This is a genomic window from Rhodanobacter humi (assembly GCF_041107455.1).
Taxonomy (GTDB): domain Bacteria; phylum Pseudomonadota; class Gammaproteobacteria; order Xanthomonadales; family Rhodanobacteraceae; genus Rhodanobacter_A.
On sequence record NZ_JBGBPY010000001.1, the window covers coordinates 3,016,985 to 3,043,055 of the forward strand.

Genomic DNA, 26,071 nt, shown 5'->3' on the forward strand with positions numbered 1-26,071 from the left:
ATCACCTTGATCTTTGACGTTGCCCCGACCTAGTCGGTGTTCTGCAGGCGATTTCCATACTTGCGCAATGGATCGGCGGCATTGTCACCATGGAAATGCCGCTTGAACGGCACCTCGCCGCTGGCCGGTTCCTCCAGTTCGCGTGCGTAGCGGTGGCCGGCGTAGACCGCATGCGCGATCAGGCCCGGCGCCTCGGCGTCGCCGATGCAGCGCAGCGTGCGGATGCCGGCATCGGCCCATTCCGCTTCGCGCTGCAGCAGGGACTGGTACAGGGCGTCATCGGGCAGGCGGGCGGTGGCGGTGACCACGGCGTCGCAGGCCAGCTCGCGGCGCTGGTGGGTCCACACGTCCTCGACGGTCAGCGTGCTGCCGTCGTAGCCGACGATGTCGTGCGACACCAGCGCCTCGATGCCGAGTTCGGCCATGCGCTTGCGCACATGCCGGTAGTCAAGTGTGTTCAGCGTCCACGGCGCGAGGCTGTCCTCGGGCGTGAGGTGGATCACTTCGCAGCCGCGCAGGCGCAGCAGTTCGGCGGCGACGCTGGCGTGGTAGTAGCCGTCGTCGTCGTACACCACCACGCGGCCTTCGGGTATCCGGCCATCCATCAGGTCGTCGGGCGTATGGATGCGCGCGCCGTCGGCGAAGCCCGGAATGTCGAAGCCGTGGCTGCGGCCGTGGCCGTCGCGGCGCCAGTGGCAGCCGGTCGCCAGCACCACGTGCTCGGCGCCGAAGTCGAGCACGTCCTGCGCGCTCAGCATCGAATCGAGATAGACGGACACGTTCGCGAGCTTGTGGATCTGACCGACGCGCCAGTCGCGCACGCGCGCCCATTCGGCGAGGCCGGGCAGGCGGGCCTCGCGGGTGACGCGGCCGCCCAGCTCCTTGCGCGCTTCGGCCAGGCTGACGTCGTAGCCGCGCTGGCCCAGCGCCCGCGCGGCCTCCAGCCCGGCCGGCCCGCCGCCGACCACCAGCACGCGCGCCGCTGTGCGCTTCGGTGCGATGTGTTCCGGGTGCCAGCTCTTGCGCCATTCCTCGCCCATGCTCGGGTTCTGCGTGCAGCGGATCGGCGAGATGGTCATGTCGCCGGAGACGCAGACGTTGCAGCCGATGCATTCGCGGATGTCGTCGACGCGGCCTTGCTCGATCTTCCTCGGCAGGAACGGGTCGGCGATGGACGGGCGCGCGCAGCCGATCAGGTCCAGCACGCCGCGCCGGAGTTGCGACACCATGGTGTCGGGCGAGGTGAAGCGGCCCACGCCCACCACCGGCTTCGCGGTGGTCTTCTTCACGAAGGCGATGAACGGCTCCTGCGCGCCCTCGGCGGCGAAGCGCGAAGGCACCGAGTCGTTGTACCAGGCGGCCAGGTTCACGTCCCAGAGATCCGGCAGCTCGGCCAGCATGCCGACGATGTCCTTCGCCTCGGCCAGCTCCACGCCGCCGGGGCCCAGCCCTTCCTCGACGGCGAAGCGCAGCGCCACCGCGCAGCGGTCGCCCACGGCGTCCTTCGTGTCCTGCAGCACTTCGCGCAGCAGGCGCACGCGGTTCTCCAACGGGCCGCCGTAGTCGTCGCTGCGCTGGTTGCGCCGGCGCTGCAGGAAGTGCATGGCCAGCGACAGGTCGTGCGCGGCGTAGACGTAGATGATGTCCATGCCGGCGCGCTTGCCACGGAGCGCCGCCTCGCGATGCCAGCGTCGATATTCGCGGATGTCGTGCAGCGTCATCGCACGCGCCTGGTGCGGGTAGCCGTACTTGGTGGGCTGCGCCGACGGCGCGATCAGCACCTCGCGCGAGTACAGGTTCGATGCGGTGGGGCCGTTGTGGGTCAGCTCCAGCGCGGCCAGCGCGCCGTGCGCATGCACCTTGTCGCACATCAGCGCCAGCGCGGGGATGTCGCGGTCGTCCCACAGCCGCGCCTCGACGTAGGGCGTGAGGTCGCCGCTGGGGTGGATCTCGCATTCCTCGGTGGACACCACCGCCCAGCCGCCCTCGGCCTTCACCTCACGCATCGCCGCGTGCGCCAGCGGCATCGCGTGGCCCATGCCGTTGCAGTGCGGCACCTGGAAGAAGCGGTTCTTCGCGGTGACCGGGCCGATCTTCAGCGGTTCGAACAGGAGGTCGTAGCGCGGGTCCCTCATGGCGGCAGCACCTGGACGGATGGATCGGCGCGGCGCCGCAGGCGCATCAGCGCATACAGCGGCAGGCCCGCCGCGATCAGTCCCAGCGCGTACACGAACGGTTCGCGGCCGATGCCGACGAAGGCGAGCAGCACGAACAGCAGGCTGGTGCTGGCGACCAGCAGCACCCGCCACGTCGCGCAGCCGGCGCTGCGTCGCCGCCACAGCACCAGCAGCGCGAGCGCGCAACACAGGTACAGCGGCAGGTTGGCCGCGGTCACCACGCGGGTGATGAAGGTGAATGCCGCCACCAGCGACTTGCTGTAGCTCATCGCGATCATCGCCGCGGCGAGCGCGCCGGTGACCAGCAAGGCCATCGTGGGCGCGCCGTGGCGGTTGTTGCGCGCGAGCACCGCCGGCAGTACGCCGCGCTCGGCCATCGTCCGGGTCAGCTCGCCGGACAGCAGGGTCCAGCCGTTCAGCGCACCCAGCCCGCTGACCACCACGAACAGCGCCAGCCAGCGGCCGGCGCCGGCGACCGCGTAACGGTCCATCAGCAGCGCGAACGGCGCGTTCGCCTCGGCCAGTTCGTGCTGGCGGATCAGCAGCAGCGGCACGGCCGAGACGATGATGTAGACGGTCGCGGCCAGCACGGTGCCGGTCATGGTCGCGCGCGGGATCGTGCGCGCGGGATCGTCCACGCGCGCCGCCGGCAGGCTGGCCGACTCGATGCCGAGCATCGCGAACAGCGCGATGGTGGCGGCCGCCGTCACGCTGCCCAGGGTGATCGGCGTGGTCGGCGGATGTGCGGTGTAGCTCGCCGGCGCGGTGAGCAGCAGCCAGCCGCCGAGCAAGGCGATCGCCAGCATCGGCAGCAGTTTCAGTGCGGTGGTGACGATCTGCACGCCGCCGCCGGTGCGCACGCCGAACAGGTTGACCACCACGATCGCCGCCAGCAAGCCCAGCGCAAACGGCGCCGGCGGCAGCGCGCCCAGCGGCGGAAACACCACCGCCATGTAGCCGACCACGCCGGTGGCGAGCGCGGCGTTGGTCAGCCACATCGACACCCAGTAGGCCCACAGCGCGAGGTAGGCCGACGGCTCGCCCAGCGTCTGGCGGATGTAGCCGTATGGCCCGCCCGCGGCGGGCAGCGCGTGGGCCAGGTGCGAGAACACCCGCGCCAGCGCCAGGCAGCCGGCCAGCACGATGACCCAGCCGATCAGCGCGTTGAAGCCGAACGGCGCCAGTGACGCCGGCAGCACGAAGATGCCCATGCCGATGACGTTGCCCACCACCAGCGCGGTGCAGGTCCAGAAACCGATGCGCTGGATGCCGTGCGCGCCGGTGGCTGCGGGTTCCGGTTCGGCGGGGGAAGGGCCGGCCGGGGGCAGGCTCACGCGGACTCCCCGGCGGGGCCGGCGTAGGCCGTGCGCAGCAGGTTCTGGAAATGCCAGACGCCGCTCTCGCGCTTCGGGTTCAAGCGGCCGGGCACGTAATGGCCGGAGGCCAGGCCCTTCTGCACCGCCTCGCAGATCGCGATGTCCTCGTTCTGCACTTCGTCGCTGAAGGATTGGTCGGCGGCGATGCGCGCCTGGGCGCCCTCGTCCTGCGCGTAGTAGTAGTCGAACACCACGCGGCAGCGACCCGGCCCCAGCGGCAGGATGCGGTTGGTCTGCAGCCGCCCCGGCATGATGTTGAGCATCACGTTGGGGTAGACGAAGTAGTAGTACGCCTGGCCCGTGCCGTAGATCGCGTCGCTGTCGCGCAGCGGCGAGGACTGCAGCGAATGCCACGCGAACAGCTCGGTGTCGTAGGCGCGGTAGTCGAGCACGCGGGACAGGCCGGGATGCACGTGCGGCAGGTGGTAGCCCTCGAGGAAGTTGTCGACGTAGACCTTCCAGTTGCAGTCGATGTCGTAGACGTCGCGGCGCAGGTAGCGCATCGCCGCGAGGTCGATCGGCGCGATGCGCTCGGCGATGCCGCCGTAGACCTCGTCGAACGCCGGTACTTCGGGACCGAGCGCCACGAACACCAGGCCCTGCCATTCGTGCACGCGCAGCGGCGGCAGGCGGATGTCCTCCACCTTGAAGTCGCAGGCGTCCTGCATCTCGGGCGCGCTGCGCAGCTGGCCTTCGAGCGTGTAGGTCCAGCCGTGGTACTTGCAGTGCAGGGCGCGGACGCCCTTGCCGTCGCACAGCGCCAGCGGCCCGGCGCGATGGCGGCAGACGTTGGGGAAGGCGCGCAGCACGCCGTCCAGTCCGCGCACCAGCAGCACGGGCACGCCGGCGACCTGCTCGACCACGTGGTCGCCGGGTTCGGCCAGTTGCCCCTGCTGGGCCACCAGCTGCCAGCTGCGCGCGAACACCGCGCGCTGCTCCATCGCCAGCATCGCGTCGCCGAAGTAGTAGCGCGCCGCCAATGCGTGTGCGCGGTTGAGTTCCTCGACCCTGGTGTCGGCTGACATGTAAGGATGCGCTCCCCGGTTGGCATGGCGCGACGGGCCGTCGTCATCGTGAACACCCCTGTCCAGCGCGTTCGGGCAGTGTATGTCCGATCGCCGCCCGCTTGTCCATCGCCTCGGGCACCATTCCTGCCTGCGCCAGCCTGCCCACTACCTGCCGGCCGGATTCGGGTGCTAGATTGCCGTGAGTCCCCGTGAGGAGCCGTCGCCAACCATGCCACGTGCCGTGCCCTTGCCGTGCCGTCCGGAATTCGACCTGCCCGGATCGGCGGCGTCGTCGCGGCGGGCCGGCGCATGACGGAGGCAGCCGTCGCCGGCACGCTGGAACAGGCCATGGCCCGCGCCGCGCGACTGCTGGAGCGCGAGCCGGCGCTGGCGATCGAACAGCTAGCCGAGATCCTGCAGGCGGCTCCGGGTCACCCCACCGCGCTGCGATTGCTGGCGGCGGCGCACTCGCTGCAGGGAAACTTGTCCGGCGCACTCGCCATTCTCGTGCCATTGGCACAGGCCTGCCCGGACTGGGCGCTGGTCCAGCATGACCTGGGATTGGCCCTGCAGCGCTGCGGGCGCGGGGCGGAGGCCATCGAGGCGTTGCGCCGCGCGGTGGCGCTGCAACCCGACCTGCCGCAGGCCTGGCGCGCGCTGGGCGACGGCCTGCTGGCGGCGGGCGAGCTGGCGGCGGCCGACGCGGCCTACGTCAGCCACGTGTGCCATGCCACCCGCGACCCGCAACTGATGGCGGCCGCCGTCGCGCTGGCCGAGAACCGCATTCCCGAGGCCGAGGCGCGTTTGCGCGAGCAGTTGAAGCAGGCGCCGACCGACGTGGCGGCGATCCGCATGTTCGCCGAAGTCGCCGCCCGGCTGGGCCGCAACGAGGACGCCCTGCACCTGCTCGAACGCTGCCTGGAATTGGCGCCCGGTTTCCACGAAGCGCGCCGGAATTACGCGCTGGTCCTGCATCGCGCCAACCGGCCGGAACCGGCGCTGACCGAGATCGAGCGCCTGCTGGCGGCCGATCCGGAGGATGCCGGCAGCCGCAACCTCAAGGCGGCGGTGCTGTGCCGCACGGGCGATTACGAGCAGGCGATCGGGATCTACGCCGCGCTGCTGGAGCGACACCCGGACAATCCGAAACTGTGGGTGAGCCAGGGTCATGCGCTGAAGACCGCCGGGCACACCGGGCGCGCGATCGCCGCGTACCGCCGCAGCCTGGAGCTCGAGCCCTCGTTCGGCGAAGTCTGGTGGAGCCTGGCCAATCTCAAGACCTTCCGCTTTGGCGCCGACGAGCTGGCCGCGATGCGCGGGCAGCTGGCACGCGCCGACCTGGGCGAGGACGACCGCCTGCACCTGGAGTTCGCCGTCGGCAAGGCGCTGGAGGATGCCGGCGAGTACGAACCCTCGTTCCGCCACTACGCGCGCGGCAACGCGATCCGCCACGCGCAGCTGGGCTACGACGCCGACGACACCAGCGCGCGCGTGCACCACATCCGCGCGCAGTACACGCGCGAGTTCTTCGCGGCGCGCGCCGGCGCCGGCAGCACTGCGCCGGATCCCATCTTCGTGGTCGGCCTGCCGCGCGCCGGTTCCACCCTGATCGAGCAGATCCTGTCCAGCCACAGCCTGGTCGAAGGCACGATGGAGCTGCCCGAGGTCACCTCGATCGCGCGCCTGCTGCGCGAGCAGGGCGGCGCCGACGGCGCGATGCCTTACCACGACGCGCTGGCGGCGCTCGATGCCGATGCCCTGCGCGCGCTGGGCGAGCGCTACCTCGCGCACACCCGCATCCAGCGCAAGACCTCGGCGCCGCTGTTCATCGACAAGATGCCGAACAACTTCATGCACGTCGGCCTGATCCACCTGATGCTGCCGAACGCGAAGATCATCGACGCGCGGCGGCACCCGCTGGCCTGCGGCTTCTCGGTGTTCAAGCAGCATTTCGCGCGCGGCCAGGGCTTCAGCTACGGGCTGGAGGACATCGGCCGCTACTACCGCGACTACATGGCGCTGATGGCGCATTTCGACGCCGTGCTGCCCGGGCGCGTCCACCGCGTGGTGTACGAGCGCATGGTCGAGGACACCGAGGGCGAGGTGCGCCGGCTGCTCGACTACTGCGGCCTGCCGTTCGAAGCGGCCTGCCTGCGCTTCTTCGAGAACACGCGGCCGGTGCGCACGGCCAGTTCGGAGCAGGTGCGCCAGCCGATCTATCGCGAGGGGCTGGATCACTGGCGGCATTACGCGGCGTGGCTGGAGCCGCTGGCATCGGCATTGGGGCCGGCGCTGGCGAGTTGGCCCGGCGCAGCGGAAGGGGATCAGTAGTTCGATACCGATCGATGATCGTGGACTTGCCTGGGGAGGGTTTATGCACACGAATAAGCTGAAACGGATCGCGGGGACGTCGCGCAGGGGACTGGCCAGGTTGCCGCTGGCGGCGGCGATCTGCCTGGCCATCGCCGCGCCGGTGCTGGCGCAGGATGCGGGACAGGCCGCGGCAACCACCGCAACGCCGGCGACAAAGCCGGCAACGAAGCCGAAGACCACGACGCTGGGCGTGGTGACGGTGACCGCGCAGAAGCGCACCGAGAACCTGCAGAAGGTGCCGATCAGCATCGGCGTGCTGGAGAACGACCAGCTCGAGGCGCTGCACGTGCAGAACTTCAACGACTACGTGAAGTACCTGCCCAGCGTCACCTTCCAGCAGGGCGGCGGCGGCATCGCCACCGGGCCGGGCTTCGCCACCATCTACATGCGCGGCGTGGCCAGCGGCGGCAACACCAACCATTCCGGCTCGCAGCCCAGTGTGGGCGTGTACCTCGACGACCAGCCGGTCACCACGATCCAGGGTCCGCTCGACATCCACATGTACGACATCGCCCGCATCGAGGTGCTGGCCGGGCCGCAAGGCACGCTGTACGGCGCCAGCGCCGAGTCGGGCGCCCTGCGCATCATCACCAACAAGCCCGACCCCAGCGGGTTCGCGGCGAACTACACGCTGGGCGTCGACCAGGTCAATCATGGCGGCATCGGCAGCACGTTCGAGGGCATGCTCAATCTGCCGCTCAGCAAGAGTGCGGCGGTGCGGTTCGTAGGCTGGCACGAACACGATGCGGGCTACATCGACAACAAGGCCGGCTCGCGTACCTTTCCGTCGTCCGGCATCACCGTCAGCAATGCGGACAATTGCACTCCGGTCGGCAGCGGGCCGACGGCGTCGTTCCAGTGCTTCGGGCATGCCCGGAACCACTACAACGACGCCACCACCAACGGCGCGCGCGCGGCGCTGAAGGTCGACCTCAACGACGACTGGTCGATCAGCCCGACCCTGATGGGGCAGCAGACCATCACCCACGGCAGCTTTGCCGCCGACCCCGTGGTCGGGCCGCTGGCGGTGACCCACTTCTACCCCGAGCGCGTCGACGACCGCTGGTGGCAAGGCGCGCTGACCGTGCAGGGCAAGATCGGCAACTTCGACCTGACCTATGCCTACGCGCATCTCAAGCGCAACCAGGAGGAGCAGACCGACTACAACGACTACTCGTTCTGGTACGACACGCTGCTTTCCTATGGCAACTATTTCGTCGACAACAACGGCGCGAAGGTCAACCCGTCCGAGTACATCACCGATCGCGACCACTACAGCAACACCAGCCACGAGCTGCGCATCGTCTCGCCCGCCGACGACCGGCTGCGGCTCACCGCCGGCGTGTTCTGGCAGAAGCAGAGGCACGACATCCTGCAGAACTACCAGATCAACGGCCTGGCCACCGACCTATCGGTCACCGGTTGGCCGAACACGATCTGGCTGACTCGGCAGATGCGCTACGACTACGACAAGGCGCTGTTCGGCGAGCTGTCCTACGACATCATCCCCGACACGCTCACCGCCACGGTCGGCGGGCGCTACTACCGCAACGAGAACCACCTCTACGGCTACTACGGCTACAGCAAGGGCTACTCGTCCAGTTCGCTCTACGGCGAGGCGGGCTGCATGGACGCCACGCCCTTCCTCGGTGCGCCGTGCTCGGACTTCAATCGGTCGGTGAAGGACAGCGGCACGCTGGGCAAGGCCAACCTGACCTGGAACATCTCGCCCACCAAGATGATCTACGTCACCCGTTCGGAAGGCTATCGGCCTGGCGGCATCAACCGCGCCGGCGACATCCCGCCCTACCAGCCGGACTTCCTGACCAACCTGGAGTTCGGCTGGAAGACTTCCTGGCTCGACAACCGGTTGTCGTTCAACGGCGCGGTGTTCCGCGAAACCTGGAACCACTTCCAGTTCAACATCCTGGGTCCGAACGGACTGACCATCATCAAGAACGCCAATTCGGCGCGCATCGACGGCCTGGAATCGCAGCTGGTATGGCAGGCCACCTACAATCTCAATCTGAGCGCCGGCGTCGCGTTCTACGACGCCAAGCTCACTGCCCCCTACTGCGGCTTCGTGGACAACTCCGGCAACCCGGTCGCCTATTGCCCGGCAGGCACGATCAATCCGCAGACGGGCGCGGCGGTGAGCGGGCCCCAGGCGCCAAAGGGCACCCAACTGCCGATCACTCCGCGCTTCAAGGGCAACCTGGTGGCGCGCTACACCTTCGACATGGGCGGGAACGAAGGCTTCGTCCAGGCGGCGCTGGTGCACGTGGGCCGGCGCACCACCGACCTGCGGCTCGAGGAACGCAGCCTGCTCGGCGACCTGCCCGCGTACAACACGGTCGACCTGTCCGCGGGCTTCCAGAAGGGCAACTGGTCGCTGGACGCCTACGTCGACAATGCGTTCGACAAACGTGCCGTGCAGTACAAGTTCACCGAGTGCGGCGTGACGAACTGCGGTGCGCACGGCGTGGCGCCGCAGTATCCGAACGGGCAGGTCTACACCGGCGTCAGTCAGCCGCGCACGATTGGTGTCCGCTTCAAGCAGGAATTCTGACCGCCGATCGCAGGTCGCCGGTCAGGGCGAGCCACGGACGGCTCGCGCGTCAATCGAGCGCAAGCGCTCGATTGACGGAGCTTCACCCGAACTGCGTTCGGGTGAAGCGAGTCCGGAAAGTGCAGGACAGTCTTTCCGGACATCAGGCAAGCGGCTGTTGCCCTGATCCACCGCCACCCCGAGCCCCGCCCCGGCACCCGCCGGAGTTTTCATGTGCGCCGTCGCCGCCCTGTCCACTGTCCGCCCAGTGTCCGCGGACACCGGGTTCCCGCGATGCGGTGATTGCAAGTTGCGGAAAGGCATGGTGTTTTCCCGGCGCGTCGGCTTGGCACGCGGATTGCTGAGCAGAGGGCAGGGCCGCACTGTCCGCGGCCGGGGAACGCTCGATGATCCGCGACACTTCCGCTCAAGACCGCCTGGTCGAAGCCAAACCCAACCGCAAGCGCCGCCTGCTCTTCATCGGTGGCGGCGTGGCGCTGCTGGTGGTGCTGGCGATCGCCATGCCCGGCATCCTCCGCCTGTTCTCCGCCGACGCCTCGGTGAGCGCGTCGCGGCTGGCCTTCGCCACCGTCGAGCGCGGGCTGTTCGTGCGCGACATCGCCGCCGAGGGCAAGGTGGTGGCGGCGAACAGCCCCACGCTCTATGCCACCTACGGCGGCGCGGCGGTGCTGAAGGTGCGCGCCGGCGACGCGGTGAAGAAGGGCCAGGTGCTCGCGGTGATCGACAGCCCCGAGCTGCGCAACAAGCTGGCGCAGGAGCAGTCCAAGGCCGACGCGATGAAGGTGGATTACCTGCAGGCGCAAGTGGATGCGCGCACCAAGCGCGGCGCCCTGCAGAAGGCCTACGACGACGCGCAGATCGACGCCAAGAGCGCTGCCAACAACCTCGACCGCGAGCAGAAGGCCTACGCCGCCGGCGCCTCCACCGGGGTCGCGGTCGACAAGGCCAAGGACGACCTGGAGAAGGCGAAGATCACCCTCGCGCATGCCAAGGCCGATCTCGGCATGAGCAACGACAGCCTGAACTTCAACATCCAGGCGAAGAAGCTGGCGCACGACAACCAGATGCTGGTGGTGCAGGACCTGCAGCGGCAGGTGGACGACCTCAACGTGAAGTCGCCGGTGGACGGCCAGGTCGGCCAGCTGTTCATCGCGCCGGTGGCCACGGTGGCGAAGGATGTCCAACTGCTCAGCGTGATCGACCTCACCGCGCTGGAAGTGGAAGTGAAGGTGCCCGAGAGCTTCGCCCGCGACCTCGCGATCGGCATGACCGGCGAGATCAGCGGCAACGGCAACACCTGGAAGGGCCTGGTCAGCGCGATCTCGCCCGAGGTGGTGAACGGCGAAGTGGCTGCCCGCGTGCGCTTCGAGGGCAGCACGCCGAAGCAGCTGCGCCAGAACCAGCGCCTGTCCGTGCGCATCCTGCTCGACAAGCGCGACAACGTGCTCACCGTGCAGCGCGGCTCCTTCGTCGACGAATCCGGCGGCAGCTACGCCTACGTGGTCAAGGGCGGCATCGCCACCAAGACGCCGATCCGCGTGGGCGTGAGCAGCATCGACAAGGTGGAGATCCTGCAGGGCCTGAAGGAAGGCGACCAGATCGTGATCTCCGGTACCGACAGCTTCAAGGGTGCGCAGCGAGTTGCCATCGCGCGGTAAGAGATTTTCCCCTCTCCCTTTGGACGCGGAGCAGGGCCATGGATGGCCCTGCTTTGAGGAGCGAGGAAGAGGGTGCCCGACCTGCAGGCGCAGGATGCGACTGCGAAACAGCAAAGCTGGCCCCGAAGGGGCGAGCGACAGGGATGTCGCGAGTAAGGGCGGGAGAGGGTCCGGGCGGAGCGAGACACTCGCCTTGGCCGAACCCTCACCCCAACCCCTCTCCCGACGGGAGAGGGGCTCCACAGATCCACCACCACCGAGGAACGTGAACCATGCTCAAGATGACCCACCTGTCCAAGGTCTACCGCACCGAAGTGGTGGAGACCTACGCGCTGCGCGACTTCAACATCGACGTGAAGGAGGGCGAGTTCGTCGCCGTCACCGGGCCGTCCGGTTCGGGCAAGACCACCTTCCTCACCATCGCGGGCCTGCTGGAAACGTTCACCGGCGGCGAGTACCACCTCGACGGCATCGAGGTGAGCAACCTCAACGACAACGCGCGCTCGAAGATCCGCAACGAGAAGATCGGCTTCATCTTCCAGGCGTTCAACCTGATCCCCGACCTCAACGTGTTCGACAACGTGGAAGTGCCGCTGCGCTACCGCGGCATGAAGGCGCCGGAGCGCAAGCAGCGCATCATGGACGCGCTGGAGCGCGTGGGCCTGGCCTCGCGTTTCAAGCATTACCCGGCCGAACTCTCCGGCGGCCAGCAGCAGCGCGTGGCGATCGCCCGCGCGCTGGCCGGTTCGCCCCGCCTGCTGCTCGCCGACGAACCCACCGGCAACCTGGACACGCAGATGGCCCGCGGCGTGCTGGAGCTGCTGGAGGAGATCCACCGCGAAGGCGCCACCATCGTGATGGTGACCCACGATCCCGAGCTGGCCGCGCGCGCGCAGCGCAACGTGCACATCATCGATGGCCAGGTGGTGGATCTCGCCGAGGATCCGCGTTTCCACAACAGCGTGGTCGCGGCGCGCGGCAACGCCAGTCCGGCCTGATGTCTTCCGCCTCCGTCGCCCCCATGCCCGCCCACTGCGAGTCCAGTCCATGCGTGTGAAGCTGCTGCCCGTGCTGCTCCTGCTCGCCGTTGCCCCGTTCCCGGGGCACGGCGAGGACCTGATGGATGCCTACCGTCAGGCCGTCGCCAACGACCCGGTGCTGGCCACCGCCGACGCGCATCGCCTGCTGGTGGCCGAGGGCGTCCCGGTGGCCCGCGCCGCGTTGCTGCCGCAGTTGTCCGCGGGGCTGGAGATGGACCAGATCCACAGCGGCGGCAGCACCCAGACCACGTCCGGCAACGGCAACATCGTGCAGACCGGCGGCGGTGGCCACGTGCGCGACCGCAGCCTCACCGGCAACCTCAGCCAGCCGATCATCGACCTGTCCGCCATCGCCAACCTGCGCGCGGCGCACGCCGCCCGCGACGCGCAGGAGCAGGTCTACCAGGCCGCGTTGCAGAACCTGTACGTGCGTGTGGCCAACGCGTACTTCAACGTGCTGGTGTCGCGGGACATGGTGGACATCAACCGCGCCTACGAGGACGCCTACAAACAGGAGTACGACCAGACCTCCTCGCGCTTCAAGAACGGCTTGTCGATGGCCGCGGACGTCAGCCAGTCCAAGGCGTTGTACCTGTTCATCAAGGCGCAGCGGATCAGTGCTGAAGATGCCCTCAAGGATGCGCGCCGCGCACTGCAGCAGATCACCGGCAAGCCGGTGGGCGAGTTGAAGAAGCTGCGCGACGACCTGCCCATGCAGGCGCCGCAGCCGGACAACGAGCAGGCCTGGGTGGACGCGGCACTGAAGACCAACCCCACCGTGCTCGCCGCGCGCTACGCCGTGACCAGCGACGAGCACAAAGTGACGGCGGCACGCGCCGGCCACTTGCCCACGCTCACCGCGGGCGTGGGCTACAACAAGTTCGGCCAGTGGTCGAACACCATGCCGGGCACGGGCGCCTACGGGCCGGCCACTACCACGGTGGGCCTGACGCTCACCATCCCGCTGTTCAGCGGCGGGCTCACGCATGCGCAGGTGAAGCAGGCGCTGTACCAGCGCGATGCCGACCAGGGCGTGCTGGAAACCCAGCGCCGCCAAGCCGCGCGCGACGCCGCCAACTACTTCAACCTGGTGACGGACGGCATCGAGCAGGTGGACAGCGCGCGCGATTCGGTCGAGGCCGCGCAGAAGACCGTGGCCTCGATGCGGGCGGGCTACACCATCGGCACGCAGTCGCTGACCAACGTGGTGTTCGCGATCCAGTACCTCGCCAACATGCAGAGCGAATACACCGTGGTGCGCCACCAGTTCGTGCTCAACAAACTGCTGCTCAAGCAGGCCGCCGGGACGATCGACATGCGCGACCTGGAAGCGGTCAACGGGTTGCTGCAATGAGCGACGCACGCACCAGGTCCGGTTCTTTTTCCCCTCTCCCTCCGGGAGAGGGTGCCCATGGGGCGGGAGAGGGTGCGGGCGGAGCGTGGCGCCTCACTTCGACCGAACCCTCTCCCCAACCCCTCTCCCACAGGGAGAAGGGCTTGAATGCGGAGAGCTGAACGATGTTCGCCTACTACTTCCAGCTCGGCCTGCGCAGCCTGCGCCGCAATCCTGTCCTCACCTTGTTGATGGTGATGGCGATCGGCTTCGGCGTGGCCGCATCGATGATCACTTACTCCGTGTTCCGCGCGGTGTCGGGCAACCCGATACCCGACAAGTCGGCGCAGCTGTTCATTCCGCAGATCGACGGCTGGGGCCCGCAGCAGAACCTCAAGGGCGAGCCGGCGGAAGCGGTGAGTTACATCGACGCGATGGCGCTGCTGCGGGCACATGAGGCAAAGCGCAAGACGATGCTGTACCAGGTGCTGATGTCGGTGATGCCGGGCGGCGACCGCGAACTGCCCATCGCCGTCAACGGCTATGCCGTGGGCAGCGACTTCTTCGCCATGTTCGAGGTGCCGTTCCGCTATGGCGGCAGGTGGAGTGAGCAGGACGATGCGGCGCGCGCCGCCGACGTGGTCATCAGCGGCGAGCTCAACCAGAAGGTGTTCGGTGGCGCGAACAGCGTGGGTCGCACGATCGACCTTGGCGGCCACGACTACCGCGTGGTGGGCGTCACCAGTCACTGGAACCCGCGCCCGCGTTTCTACGACCTGTTCAGCACTGACGGTTTCGCCGATGAACCGGACATCTACCTGCCGTTCACCCGCGCGATGGACCTGAAGATGTATCCCAGCGGTCGCAACAGCTGCCGTGGCCAGCTCAGCTTCACCAACTGGACGGATTACACCCAGAGCAATTGCGTGTGGATCACGCCCTGGGTGGAACTGGACACCCCGGCCGAAGTCGCGAGCTATCGCAGTTTCCTCACCAACTATGCCATCGACCAGCAGCACGCCGGCCGCTTCAACTGGGCGCCCAACGTGCGCCTGCGCGACGTGGTGCAGTGGCTGGACCACGAGCATGTGGTGCCGCCCGAGAGCCGCATCTCGCTGGTGGTGGCGCTGGGCTTCTTCCTGATCTGCCTGGTCAACACCATCGGCCTGCTGCTTGCCAAGTTCATGCGCCGCGCCGGCGAGATCGGCGTGCGCCGCGCGCTGGGCGCCACGCGCAGGGAGATCTACGCCCAATACCTGATCGAGGCGGCCACGGTGGGCCTGGTCGGCGGCGTGCTGGGTCTGCTGCTCACCGCGCTGGGCGTGTCCGGGGTGGGCATGCTGTTTCCGCCGCAGATCGCGCAGCTGGCGGAGCTCGATGTCTCCCTGGTGGGGCTTACCCTGGTCGTGGCCATCGTCGCCACCGTGCTGGCGGCGTTCTACCCGGCGTGGCGCGCGGCGCACGTGCAGCCGGCCTGGCAGTTGAAGTCGAGCTGAGGAGAGGACGATGAGCATCCAGATCCGCCCCATCCTCACCGCGCTGCGCCGTCACAAGGCGGGCACCGTGCTGATCACGTTGCAGATCGCGCTGACCCTGGCCATCGTGTGCAACGCGCTGTTCATCATCCACGCGCGACTGGCCAGCCTGTCCGAGGTCAGCGGCGTGGACGAATCCAGCGTCTTCGTCATCAAGAACCAGTGGGCGACCGAATGGCCGACGGCGCAGGTCGACGCGCAGGTGCAGGCCGACCTGCTCGCGCTGCGGCAGTTGCCCGCCGTGCGTGACGCCTCGCCGGCCAACGGTTATCCATTGCAGGGAGGCGGTTGGGACAACTTCGTCACGTTGACCCCCGAACAGACTCAGCCGACCACCGATTCCGCGGTGTACACCGGCGACGAGCATTTCATCGACACGCTGGGGGTGAAGCTGGTCGCGGGACGCAACTTCCGCCCCGACGATGTGATGGTGATGGGCACCCAGCAGGCGGTCACCCCACCGACGGTGATCGTGAGCAAGGCGCTGGCCGATCGGCTGTTCCCCGGTGGCGACGCATTGGGCAAGAGCTTCTACGCGATGGGCGCCACGCCCAGCACCATCATCGGCATCGTCGATCCGCTGCATCGCCAGGGCGTGAGTCAGTGGAACAAGGCTTATGCCGGGCAGTCGCTGATCTGGCCGATACGGTCGGCCGATTCGCGCGGCCTCTACTACATCGTGCGTGCCAAGCCCGGCCAGCTCGCCGCCGCGATGCGCGAGGCGCCGAAGGCGCTGTACGCGCAGAGCCGCCTGCGCATCATCGATGCAAAGGACGGCATCCAGGACTACGCCACGATCCGCCACAAGGTGTACGACGGCGATCGCGGCATGGCGATCCTGATGGGCATCATCTGTGTGGTGCTGCTGGCGATCACCGCCGCGGGCATCGTGGGCCTCACCAGCTTCTGGGTCGGTCAGCGCCGCAAGCAGATCGGCGTGCGCCGGGCGCTGGGTGCCAAGCAGCGCGACATCCTCGCCTACTTCCTTACCGAGAACTTCCTGATCAGTGCGGCGGGCGTGACGCTGGGCATCGTGCTGGCGTTCGCCTTCAACCTGTGGACGGTGACCCGTTTCGCGCTGGATCGCATGTCGCTGGCCTACGTGGGCGTCGGCGTGATCGTGCTGCTGCTGCTGGGACAAGCCGCGGTGCTGGCGCCGGCGCTGCGCGCCTCGCGCGTGTCGCCGGTGGAGGCCACGCGCAGCGTGTGACTGCTTTGCTCCCCTCTCCCACTTGTGGGAGAGGGGCCGGGGGAGAGGGCGGGATTTGCAACAACGCCCGAGCACCCTCTCCCCCAACCCCTCTCCCGCAATGCGGAGAGGGGAGCGGCGATTGGCCTCTCCCGCCGGGAGAGGCGCTCAAACAACGGAGAGAACGAAATGTTCGCCTACTACCTCGACCTCGCATTGCGCAGCCTGAAACGCAGCCCCGGCCTCACCGCCTTGATGGTGCTGGCGATCGGCTTCGGCGTGGCCGCCTCGATGACCTCGTGGTCGGTGTTCCGCGCCGTGTCGGGCGACCCGATCCCGTGGAAATCCGCACAGCTGTTCGTGCCGCAGGTCGACAACTGGGGGCCGAACGGCCGCGATCCCGACGGCGATCCGCCGAACGCGATGGACTACACCGACGCGACGGCGCTGATGCGCGACCACCGCGCCAAACTGCAGTCGGCGATGTACCAGATCTCGCCCTCGGTCGTACCCGCGGAGGCCACCAAGCATCCGATCAACGTCAGCGGCCATGCGGTGTACGGCGAGTTCTTCCCGATGCTGGACGTGCCGTTCCTGTACGGCAGCGGCTGGAGCGCCAGCGACGACGCCAACCGGGCGCAGGTGGTGGTGATCAGCAGCAAGCTCAACCAGAAGCTGTTCGGCGGCACCAGCAGCCTGGGCAAGAGCGTCAACATCGAGGGCCACGATTACCGCGTGGTGGGCGTGCTGAACGACTGGAACCCGCAGCCGCGCTTCTACGACGTGGTCAATTCGGGCGGCTTCAACAGCCAGACCGACGATGTGTTCCTGCCGTTCCTGACCGCCATCCAGGCGAACATGCAGAACGATGGCAACACCAACTGCAATGCGGTGCCCAAGGAATCCGGCTTCGTCGGCCTGCAGCACTCCGAGTGCGTGTGGATCGCCTACATGGCCGAGCTGGACGACGCCTCGGCGGTGTCGGCCTACCGCAACTACCTGCAGGGTTACGCCCGCGAGCAGCAGCAGAACGGGCGCTTCGGCTGGGCGCCGAACAACCGCCTGCGCAACCTGCCGGCGTGGCTGGACAACCAGCATGTGGTGCCCAGCGACACCAAGGTCTCGCTGCTGGTGGCGCTGGGCCTGCTGCTGGTGTGCCTGGTCAACACCATCGGCCTGCTGCTGGCGAAGTTCCTGCGTCGCAGCGCCGAGATCGGCGTGCGCCGCGCGCTGGGCGCGCCGCGCATGGCGATCTACGCGCAGTTCCTCACCGAGGCCGGCATCGTCGGCGCGGCCGGCGGCGTGCTCGGCCTGCTGCTCACCTGCGCCGGCGTGGCCAGCGTGGGCTGGGTGATGCCCAAGGACATCGCCGCCCTCGCACGGCTGGACGTCTCGCTGCTGGTGCTGACCCTGCTGGTGGCGGTGATCGCCACCATGCTGGCGGGCCTGTATCCCACCTACCGTGCCTCGCGGGTGCAACCCGCGTGGCAGCTCAAATCGAACTGAGGCCAATCATGTCGTCCTCCGTCGCGCATTCCGTGCCATACAACTTCCCCGTTCGCCCTGAGCGTAGGCGCGCAGCGCCGAAGTCGAAGGGCATTGCATACCAGCCGATGGCCCCACGCCCTTCGACTTCGCTTCGCTACGCTCAGGGCGAACGGTCGGGGGCGGTGGAACGTTGTGTTGGCCATACCTTGTCGAGGAGCGCGCCATGAAACTGCACCCCATGATCGCGGCATTGCGCAAGCACAAGGCGGGCGTGGTGCTGATCGCGCTGCAGATCGCGCTGACCCTGGCGATCGTCTGCAATGCCATCTTCATCATCGGCCAGCGCATCGACCGGGTGAACCGCCCCACCGGACTGGACGAGAGCAACCTGTTCCTGGTCACCCAGCAGTGGGTGGGCGCACCGAGCGCCGACACGCCCAACGGCGTGGCCAAGCTCGACGCGATGCAGAAGGAGGATCTCGCCGCGCTGCGCAACCTGCCCGGCGTGGCCTCGGTGACGCCGATCAACTCGCTGCCGCTGCTCAATTCGTCCTGGAACGGCGCGGTTTCGACCAAGCCGGACCGGAAGTTCAGCGACAAGGGCGACAACGTGCGCACCACGTACTACTTCACCGACGAGCAGGTGATGTCGACGCTGGGCCTGAAGCTGGTGGCCGGCCGTGCGTTCAACGCCGGTGACGTGCAGCATCAGGGTTTCCGCGACAATCCCCCGCGACCGATCATCATGGTCACCAAGGCACTGGCGGACAAGCTGTTCCCGCAGGGCGACGCGGTGGGCAAGCCGATCTATGTCGACGGCAGCAGCTCGCCCAGCACCATCGTCGGCGTGGTGGCGCGCCTGCAGGTGCCTTCCACCGGCACCTGGGTCAACGGCTTCACCTGGAATGCCACCTTGGTGCCCACGCGGCTGAATGCGGGCTTCGCGCGTTACGCGGTGCGTACCAAGCCGGGCCAGCTGGAAGCGGCGATGAAGGCGGCGGCGCCCACGCTGTACAAGGTGAACCCGCTGCGCGTGCTCGACGACGACAGCGTCAAGTCGTTCGCCGACATCCGCGCCGAGGCCTACCGCGCCGACGTGGGCATGGCGATCCTGATGGGCGTGATCTGCCTGGTCCTGCTCAGCGTCACCGCGGCGGGCATCGTGGGCCTCACCAGCTTCTGGGTCGGCCAGCGCCACCGGCAGATCGGCGTGCGCCGCGCGCTGGGCGCGCGCAAGGTCGACATCCTGCACTACTTCCAGCTGGAGAACCTGCTGATCGCGGGCAGCGGCGCGGTGATCGGCATCGTCATGGCGATCGGTTTGAACCTGTGGTTGATGCGCCTCTACCAGATGGATCGCCTGCCGGTGGTCTACACCCTGATCGGCGTGGTGGCGGTGCTGGTGCTGGGCCAGTGCGCCGTGTTCGTGCCGGCCCGACGCGCCTCTAACGTGCCGCCGGTGACGGCCACGCGCGCGGCGTGACGCTTTTTCCCTCCCCCGCTTGCGTGGGAGGTGCCCGCATGGGCGGGAGGGGGCACGGGCGAAGCGCAGCGTCACGCGCTGGCCGAACCCTCTCCCCCAACCCCTCTCCCGGCGGGAGAGGGGAGCAAGTCCTGGCCATTGGGAGATTGGGAATGTTCGGCTACTACCTCGACCTCGCCCTGCGCAGCCTCAAGCGCAACCGCGTGCTCACCGTGCTGATGGTGCTGGCGATCGCGGTGGGCATCGGCGCCTGCATGACCACGCTGACGGTGGTGCATCTGCTTTCCGGCGATCCGCTGCCTGGCAAGAGCAGCGTGCTGTTTTTCCCGCAGGTGGACCCGGAGAATCCCATCATGGAGGGAGTCACCGAGCCGCGTCCGGCGATGGATTACCGCTCGGCCATGGACCTGTGGAGCGCGCATCGCGCCGACCGCCAGGCGATCATTACCAGCAGCCCCGTGAAGGTGCGCCTGCCGAACAGCGGCCAGCCGCCGTTGATGCCGAGCATGCTTTCCACCTCGGCGGATTTCTTTCCGATGTTCGACGTGCCGTTCCAGTACGGCTCCGGCTGGAGCGCGGACGACGATTCGCACCACGCACGCGTGGTGGTGATCTCGGCAGACCTCAACCAGAAACTGTTTGGCGGCGCCAACAGCGTGGGCCGTATCCTGCGCGTGCGCGATGCCGACATGCGCATCGTCGGCGTGCTGAAGCCATGGCGCCCCACGCCGCTGTTCTACGACCCGTGGAACCAGAACTTCAGCAAGTCGGAAGACGTCTTTGCCCCGTTCACCAGCAGCCTGGAAATCAACAAGGGCAACTTCCAGGCCTATACCTGCTGGCATGTGCCGCCATCCATGGGCGACCTGCAGAACGCCGATTGCATGTGGGTGTGGCTGTGGGTGGAGCTGGATAGCCCGGCCAAGGTGCGCGACTACGCGCGCTTCGTGAACGATTACGCGAACACGCAGAAGTCGCTGGGCCGCTTCGCCGTGGGCAGCGAGCATGCGCGGCTGCGCGACCTGATGACCTGGCTGACCTACCGCGGCCAGGTGCCGGGCGACGTGCGCTTGCAGGCGTGGCTGGCGTCGGCCTTCCTCGTCATCTGCCTGTTCAACGCGGTGGGCCTGCTGCTGGCGAAGTTCCTGCGTCGCAGCGGTGAGATCGGCGTGCGCCGCGCGCTGGGCGCCAGCCGCGGCGCGATCTTCGCGCAGTGCCTGGTCGAGGCCGGCCTGATTGGTCTGCTCGGCGGCTTCTTTGGCTGGCTGTTGACGCTGATCGGCTTGTGGCTGGTGCGGCAGCAGCCGGTGGACTACGCCCATCTCGCACACCTGGACACCGCCATGTTCCTCGTCACGTTCGTGCTGGCGGTCGGCACCAGCCTGCTCGCCGGGCTGGTACCTGCGCTGCGCGCGAGCCGCGTGGTCCCCGGCTGGCAACTCAAGGCGCTGTGAGGAGGCCGACCATGCAGATCAAACCGATACTTGCGGCGCTGCGCCGCCATCGCCTGGCCACCTTGCTGATCGCGGTGGAAATCGCACTGGCCTGCGCCGTGTTGTGCAACGCCTGCTTCCTGGTGGCGCGGCGCTGGACGATGATCGAGATCAACAGCGGTGTCGACGAGAGTTCGCTGGCGGTACTGACGGTCAACGGCTTCGAACCGAACCAGGCCGCCGATGTAAACGCACGAATGCTGGCTGGCCTGCAGGCCATTCCGGGTATGCAGTCGGCCACCCTCATCAGCGAGGTGCCGTTCGGGCCGCAAACCGGTGCAGCAGGCATTTCGCATGACGCGGAAAGTTTCAAGAACCTGATCGGTGTGGTGGATTTCGTGCTGGCCGGGCCGGGCACGTACAAGGCGCTGGGTCTGAAGCTGATCGAAGGGCGGCTGCCTCAGCCCGATGACTACCGACCTGCCACCAGTTTCGCTCCCGAGGATGCGCAGGTACTGGTCACCCGCGCACTGGCGGAACACGCGTGGCCGGGCGAAAGCCCGCTGGGCAAGGATTTTTGGTGCGACAAGATGCACTTCCGCGTCATGGGCGTGGTGGACCATTTCGCCCGCGCGCAGCCCAGCCAATACAACATGCAGCAGGGCGAGTGGACGGTGTTCACGCCGGTCGTGCCGGGCGGCTCGCTGGCCGGTACCTATCTGCTGCGGGCCACGCCGCAGGATGTGCAGCGCGCGCTGCAGGCAGCGCGTGCCGCCGTGCCGAAGATCGCCCCCGACGTGGTGCTGGACCAAGACAACAGCAAGACCCTGGGTGACCTGCGCGCGAGCTACTTCAAGACCGACCGCATCATGATCGGCCTGCTGCTCGGCGTGGTGGTCCTCATGCTCGGCGTCACCGCGCTGGGCATCGTCGGCCTTACCAGCTTCTGGGTGGCGCAGCGGCGCAAGCAGATCGGCATCCGCCGTGCGATCGGCGCGACGCGGGGCGACATCCTGCGCTACTTCCAGACCGAGAACTTCCTGATTGTCACGTTCGGCATCGCGCTCGGCATGCTGCTGGCCTTCGTGCTCAACGCGGTACTGATGAAGTTCTACGAGCTGCCGCATTTGCCTTTGTATTACCTGCCGCTGGGCGCGCTGGCGCTGTGGGGGTTGGGCCAGCTCGCCGTGCTTGGCCCCGCGCTGCGCGCCGCGGCGGTACCGCCGGTGGTGGCGACGCGGAGCGTGTGAGGTGCTTGCTCCCCTCTCCCTCCGGGAGAGGGGCCGGGGGAGAGGGTACGGGCTGGCCTCAGTGCCGAAAGCGCCCTCTCCCCCAACCCCTCTCCCGAAGGGAGAGGGGAGTGCAATCAGGGAGGCATGACATGTTCGGCTATTACCTCGATCTCGCCTTGCACAGCCTGAAGCGCAACAAGGCGCTCACCGCCCTGATGGTGCTGGCGATCGCGCTGGGCATCGGTGCGTCGATGACCACGCTCACCGTGCTGCACGTGCTGTCCGGCGACCCGCTGCCGGGGCGCAGCGGCACGCTGTATTACCCGCAGATCGATCCGCGCGACAACGGCGGCTTGCTGCCGGGCAAGGAGCCGCCGGAGCAGCTCACTTACATCGACGGCCTCAACCTGCTGCATGCGAAGCGGGCGGATCGCCAGGCGCTGATGACCGGCGGTGCGGTGCCGATCCAGCCCGACTCGGCCGAGCTCGATCCGTTCTACGTGGAGGCGCGCTACACCACCGCCGACTTCTTCCCGATGTTCGGCACGCGCTTCCGCTACGGCCAGGGCTGGAACGCGGCGGACGACGAGGCGAAGGCGCGCGAAGTGGTGATCAACAGCGAGCTGAACGAACGCCTGTTCGGGGGCGCCAACAGCGTGGGTCGCACGCTGCGCATCGGGGACACCACGTTCCGCATCGCGGGCGTGCTCGACGACTGGGCGCCCAGTCCGCACTTCTACGATCTCAACACCGGTTCGTACGGCTACGCGGAACAAGTGTTCATGCCGCTGCTGACCGCGCTGGACCTGCACATGGATCACAACGGTTCCACCGACTGCTGGGGCAACGGCGCTGGCGGCGCGGGCCATATCTATCCGGCGGCAAGTTGCGTGTGGATGCAGTTCTGGGTGCAGCTGGATACCCCGGCCAAGGCGGCTGAGTACCAGGAATTCCTGATCCATTACTCGGAGCAGCAGAAGGCGCTGGGGCGTTTCGTGAAGGCGCCGAACGTGCGCCTGCGCAACGTGATGCAGTGGCTTTCCTACGAAATGGTGGTGCCCGACGACGTGCGCCTGCAGACCGGGCTGGCGTTCGGCTTCCTGCTGGTGTGCCTGGTCAACACGGTGGGCCTGATGCTGGCGAAGTTCCTGCGTGGCGCGGGCGAGCTGGGCGTGCGCCGTGCGCTGGGCGCGTCGAAGCGGGCGCTGTTCGCGCAGTTGCTGGTCGAGTCCGGGGTGGTGGGCCTGGTGGGCGGCATCGGGGGGCTGCTGCTGGCCCTGCTGGGCCTGTGGGTGGTGCGGCACCGCCCTTCGGACTACGCCGCGCTGGCGCACCTGGACCCGACCATGTTGTTCACCACCTTCCTGCTGGCGGTGGGTGCGAGCCTGCTGGCCGGCCTGCTGCCAGCGTGGCGTGCCTGCCAGATCGCACCCGCCCTGCAATTGAAAAGTAATTGAGGGGACAGCCATGGAACTGCGACCGATACTTTCCACGCTGCGCCGGCACAAGACCACCGCCTGGCTGCTGATCCTGGAAATCGCGCTGACCTGCGCGATCGTCTGCAATGCGGTATTCATGATCGGCCACCGGCTGCAGCACATGCACATGTCCACCGGCATCGCCGAGCACGATCTGGTGCAGGTCCAACTGGCGGAGATCGTGCCCTCGCCCGACGTCTACGCGCGGGCCGAGGAGGATCTCGCCGTGCTGCGCCAGATACCGGGCGTGCAGGCGGTGGCGTTGACCAACCAGTTGCCGCTGCAGGGTTCCTCGTCGAACGCCGGGATCAAGCTGGATATCGCGCAACGCCAGCCCACGCTCAGCGCCGGCACCTATTTCGGCGAGAACCTGCCGCAGACCATGGGTGCGCGGCTGGTGGCGGGGCGTTACCTGCAACCCGACGAGTTCATGCATGCGGACATCGTGTTGAAGGCGCTGGCCACCGGCGACACGAAACGGCTGCCGGCGGTGACGGTGATCACGCAAGCCATGGGGCAGCGCCTGTGGCCAGGGCAGAATCCGCTGGGCAAGAGCTTCTATATCGGCCCGGTCCCGGTGCGGGTGGTCGGCGTGCTGGCGGATCTGGCGCGCGCCAATGCCTACGACGACGCCACCGCGCACTACTCGATGATCCTGCCGCTGTTCTTCGGAGCGGACAAGGACCAGAGCTACGTCATCCGCACCCGCCCGCAGGATCGCGAAGCCGTGCTCAAGGCCGCGGTGGCCGCGCTGAAGAAGGCCGATCCGGAACGGGTGGTGACCAAGCAGCGCACCTACGACGAGCTGCGCGAGAAATTCTTCGAGAACGACCGCGCGATGGCCGGCATCCTGATCGGCGTGATCGTGGCGCTGCTCACGGTGACCGCGCTGGGCATCGTGGGCCTGGCCAGCTTCTGGGTGGGGCAACGCCGCCGCACCATTGGCGTTCGCCGCGCTCTGGGTGCCACCCGCGGCGACATCCTGCGCTACTTCCAGACCGAGAATTTTTTGCTCGCCACCTTCGGCATCGTGCTGGGCATGGTGCTGGCCTACGGCATCAACCTGTTTCTGATGCTGCATTACGAATTGCCAAGGTTGCCGGCGATCTATTTCCCGGTCGGCGCGCTGGCGCTGTGGGCGATCGGCCAGCTCGCCGTGCTGGGGCCCGCGCTGCGTGCATCCAGAGTGCCGCCGGTGGTGGCGACGAGGGCGGTTTGATTTTCCCCTCCCCCATCGGGGGAGGGTGCCCGCAGGGCGGGAGAGGGTACGGGCTGGCCTCGGTGCCGGAAGTGCCCTCTCCCCCAACCCCTCTCCCGCAAGCGGGCGAGGGGAGTGATGAAAGGCCTCTCCCGCAGGGGGAGTCCAACCAAGGAGGCATGGAATGTTCGCGTACTACCTCGACCTCGCCTTGCGCAGCCTGAAGCGCAACAAGGTGCTCACGCTGCTGATGGTGCTGGCGCTCGCGCTGGGCATCGGCGCCACGATCACCACGCTGGCCGTGTTGCGGTTGCTGTCCGGCGACCCGCTGCCGCAGAAGAGCGCGCAGCTGTTCTACCCGCAGCTGGATCCCTATCCCGCGAACCGCCCGTTCTCGCGCAGCGGCAAGCGGGTACCGTTCCTGTTGAGCTACGTCGACGCCATGAACCTGCTGCATGCCGGCAAGGCGCCGCATCAGGCGGCGGTGGCGCTGTCGCAGGTCAAGCTGACGCCGCAGACGCAGCAGGGCAAACCGTTCTATGCGGACGGCGTGATGACCACGGCGGACTTTTTTCCGATGTTCGACGCGCCGTTCCAGTACGGCGCGGGCTGGTCCGCGGCGGACGACGACAGCCGTGCGCAGGTGGTGGTGATCGCGAGCTACCTCAACGACAAGCTGTTCGGCGGCGCCAACAGTGTGGGCCGCATGATCCGCATCGAGGACCACGACTTCCGCATCATCGGCGTGCTCCGGCCCTGGGCGCCGCAGCCGCGCTTCTACGCGCTGCATCTGGGCGGGCGCGATTACGGCAAGGGCGAGGGGGTGTTCATGCCGCTGCAGGGTGCGCGTGCCGACGGCATTTCACCGAGCACCATGATGGGCTATGGGTCGTCGATCGATATGCAGCACCTGGAAAGCGCGCAGGCCATCTGGCTGGGCCTGTGGGTGCAACTGCCCACGGCGGCGGAGGCGGAGGCCTACCGCGAGTACCTGGGCCACTACGCGAAGCAGCAGGTGGCGCTGGGTCGCTTCCAGAAATCCGATACGGCGCTGTCGGGCTTGATGGAGTGGCTGCGTAGCGAGCACGTGGTGCCGGACGACGCGCGTCTGCAGGCGGGGCTGGCGTTCGGCTTCCTGCTGATCTGCGTGGTGAACACGGTGGGCCTGCTGCTGGCCAAGTGCCTGCGCCGCTCGCGCGAGATTGGCGTGCGCCGCGCGCTGGGCGCCTCGCGCGGTGCGATCTTCGCCCAGTTCATGGTCGAGGCCGCCATCGTGGGCGTGGCAGGCGGCGTGTTGGGCCTCGTCTTCGCCGAGTTGGGGCTGTGGGGCATCCGCCATCAGCCGGCGCAGTACGCCAGCCTCGCGCACCTGGACCTGTCGATGTTCGCGTTCACCTTCGTGGTGGCGCTGGCAGCCAGCCTGGTCGCTGGCCTGCTGCCTGCATGGCGCGCCTGCGTGGTGGCGCCGGCTCCGCAGTTGAAAGCGAGTTGAGGAGATGAGC

17 protein-coding genes are annotated in these 26,071 nt (G+C 67.9%); 14 read left to right on the top strand and 3 right to left on the bottom strand.

All coding sequences use genetic code 11. The annotated features are described in order from the left end of the window. Positions 1 to 29 precede the first annotated feature (29 nt). The 3 genes from AB7878_RS13465 to AB7878_RS13475 are packed head-to-tail and all read right to left on the bottom strand — an operon-like array spanning position 30 to position 4,578. Positions 30 to 2,135, bottom strand: a complete 2,106-nt coding sequence (locus AB7878_RS13465; protein ID WP_369494841.1) for an oxidoreductase — start codon at positions 2,133 to 2,135, stop codon at positions 30 to 32. Next, complete coding sequence (locus AB7878_RS13470; protein WP_369494842.1) at positions 2,132 to 3,511, bottom strand: APC family permease; 1,380 nt, start codon at positions 3,509 to 3,511, stop codon at positions 2,132 to 2,134. Before AB7878_RS13470 ends, AB7878_RS13465 begins: the two co-directional genes overlap by 4 nt. Beyond that, complete coding sequence (locus tag AB7878_RS13475; protein WP_369494843.1) at positions 3,508 to 4,578, bottom strand: aromatic ring-hydroxylating oxygenase subunit alpha; 1,071 nt, start codon at positions 4,576 to 4,578, stop codon at positions 3,508 to 3,510. Before AB7878_RS13475 ends, AB7878_RS13470 begins: the two co-directional genes overlap by 4 nt. Before the next feature lie 291 nt (positions 4,579 to 4,869). Between AB7878_RS13475 and AB7878_RS13480 the strand changes: the two genes are divergently transcribed. The 14 genes from AB7878_RS13480 (at position 4,870) to AB7878_RS13545 (ending at position 26,061) form a co-directional block, all read left to right on the top strand. Further along, entirely contained in the window at positions 4,870 to 6,891 is a 2,022-nt protein-coding gene (locus AB7878_RS13480; protein WP_369494844.1) for a tetratricopeptide repeat-containing sulfotransferase family protein, read from the top strand. Positions 6,892 to 6,934: 43 nt separating this feature from the next. Continuing rightward, entirely contained in the window at positions 6,935 to 9,502 is a 2,568-nt protein-coding gene (locus AB7878_RS13485) for a TonB-dependent receptor (RefSeq protein WP_369494845.1), read from the top strand. Positions 9,503 to 9,888: 386 nt separating this feature from the next. Beyond that, a complete protein-coding gene (locus tag AB7878_RS13490) occupies positions 9,889 to 11,160 on the top strand; it encodes an efflux RND transporter periplasmic adaptor subunit (RefSeq protein WP_369494846.1) in 1,272 nt (423 codons plus the stop codon). A 272-nt stretch (positions 11,161 to 11,432) separates the two neighbouring features. Beyond that, positions 11,433 to 12,158, top strand: coding sequence for an ABC transporter ATP-binding protein (locus AB7878_RS13495; protein ID WP_369494847.1), 726 nt, complete (start codon positions 11,433 to 11,435; stop codon positions 12,156 to 12,158). A gap of 49 nt (positions 12,159 to 12,207) precedes the next feature. Beyond that, a complete protein-coding gene (locus tag AB7878_RS13500) occupies positions 12,208 to 13,554 on the top strand; it encodes a TolC family outer membrane protein (protein ID WP_369494848.1) in 1,347 nt (448 codons plus the stop codon). 164 nt (positions 13,555 to 13,718) lie between these two features. Beyond that, positions 13,719 to 15,029, top strand: coding sequence for an ABC transporter permease (locus tag AB7878_RS13505; protein ID WP_369494849.1), 1,311 nt, complete (start codon positions 13,719 to 13,721; stop codon positions 15,027 to 15,029). Between the two features lie 10 nt (positions 15,030 to 15,039). Beyond that, the gene (locus tag AB7878_RS13510) at positions 15,040 to 16,278 is read left to right on the top strand and encodes an ABC transporter permease (protein ID WP_369494850.1); all 1,239 of its coding nucleotides are present in this window, start codon (positions 15,040 to 15,042) and stop codon (positions 16,276 to 16,278) included. Positions 16,279 to 16,446: 168 nt separating this feature from the next. Next, positions 16,447 to 17,763 carry an ABC transporter permease gene (locus tag AB7878_RS13515; RefSeq protein ID WP_369494851.1) on the top strand — a complete coding sequence of 439 codons (1,317 nt, stop codon included), beginning with the start codon at positions 16,447 to 16,449 and terminating at the stop codon, positions 17,761 to 17,763. 205 nt (positions 17,764 to 17,968) lie between these two features. Next, positions 17,969 to 19,228 carry an ABC transporter permease gene (locus AB7878_RS13520; protein WP_369494852.1) on the top strand — a complete coding sequence of 420 codons (1,260 nt, stop codon included), beginning with the start codon at positions 17,969 to 17,971 and terminating at the stop codon, positions 19,226 to 19,228. A gap of 152 nt (positions 19,229 to 19,380) precedes the next feature. Further along, complete coding sequence (locus AB7878_RS13525; RefSeq protein WP_369494853.1) at positions 19,381 to 20,682, top strand: ABC transporter permease; 1,302 nt, start codon at positions 19,381 to 19,383, stop codon at positions 20,680 to 20,682. Between the two features lie 11 nt (positions 20,683 to 20,693). Then, complete coding sequence (locus tag AB7878_RS13530; protein ID WP_369494854.1) at positions 20,694 to 21,911, top strand: ABC transporter permease; 1,218 nt, start codon at positions 20,694 to 20,696, stop codon at positions 21,909 to 21,911. 131 nt (positions 21,912 to 22,042) lie between these two features. Next, positions 22,043 to 23,350, top strand: a complete 1,308-nt coding sequence (locus AB7878_RS13535) for an ABC transporter permease (protein ID WP_369494855.1) — start codon at positions 22,043 to 22,045, stop codon at positions 23,348 to 23,350. A 10-nt stretch (positions 23,351 to 23,360) separates the two neighbouring features. Next, positions 23,361 to 24,590 carry an ABC transporter permease gene (locus AB7878_RS13540; RefSeq protein WP_369494856.1) on the top strand — a complete coding sequence of 410 codons (1,230 nt, stop codon included), beginning with the start codon at positions 23,361 to 23,363 and terminating at the stop codon, positions 24,588 to 24,590. Positions 24,591 to 24,753: 163 nt separating this feature from the next. Then, a complete protein-coding gene (locus AB7878_RS13545) occupies positions 24,754 to 26,061 on the top strand; it encodes an ABC transporter permease (protein ID WP_369494857.1) in 1,308 nt (435 codons plus the stop codon). Positions 26,062 to 26,071: the final 10 nt, after the last annotated feature.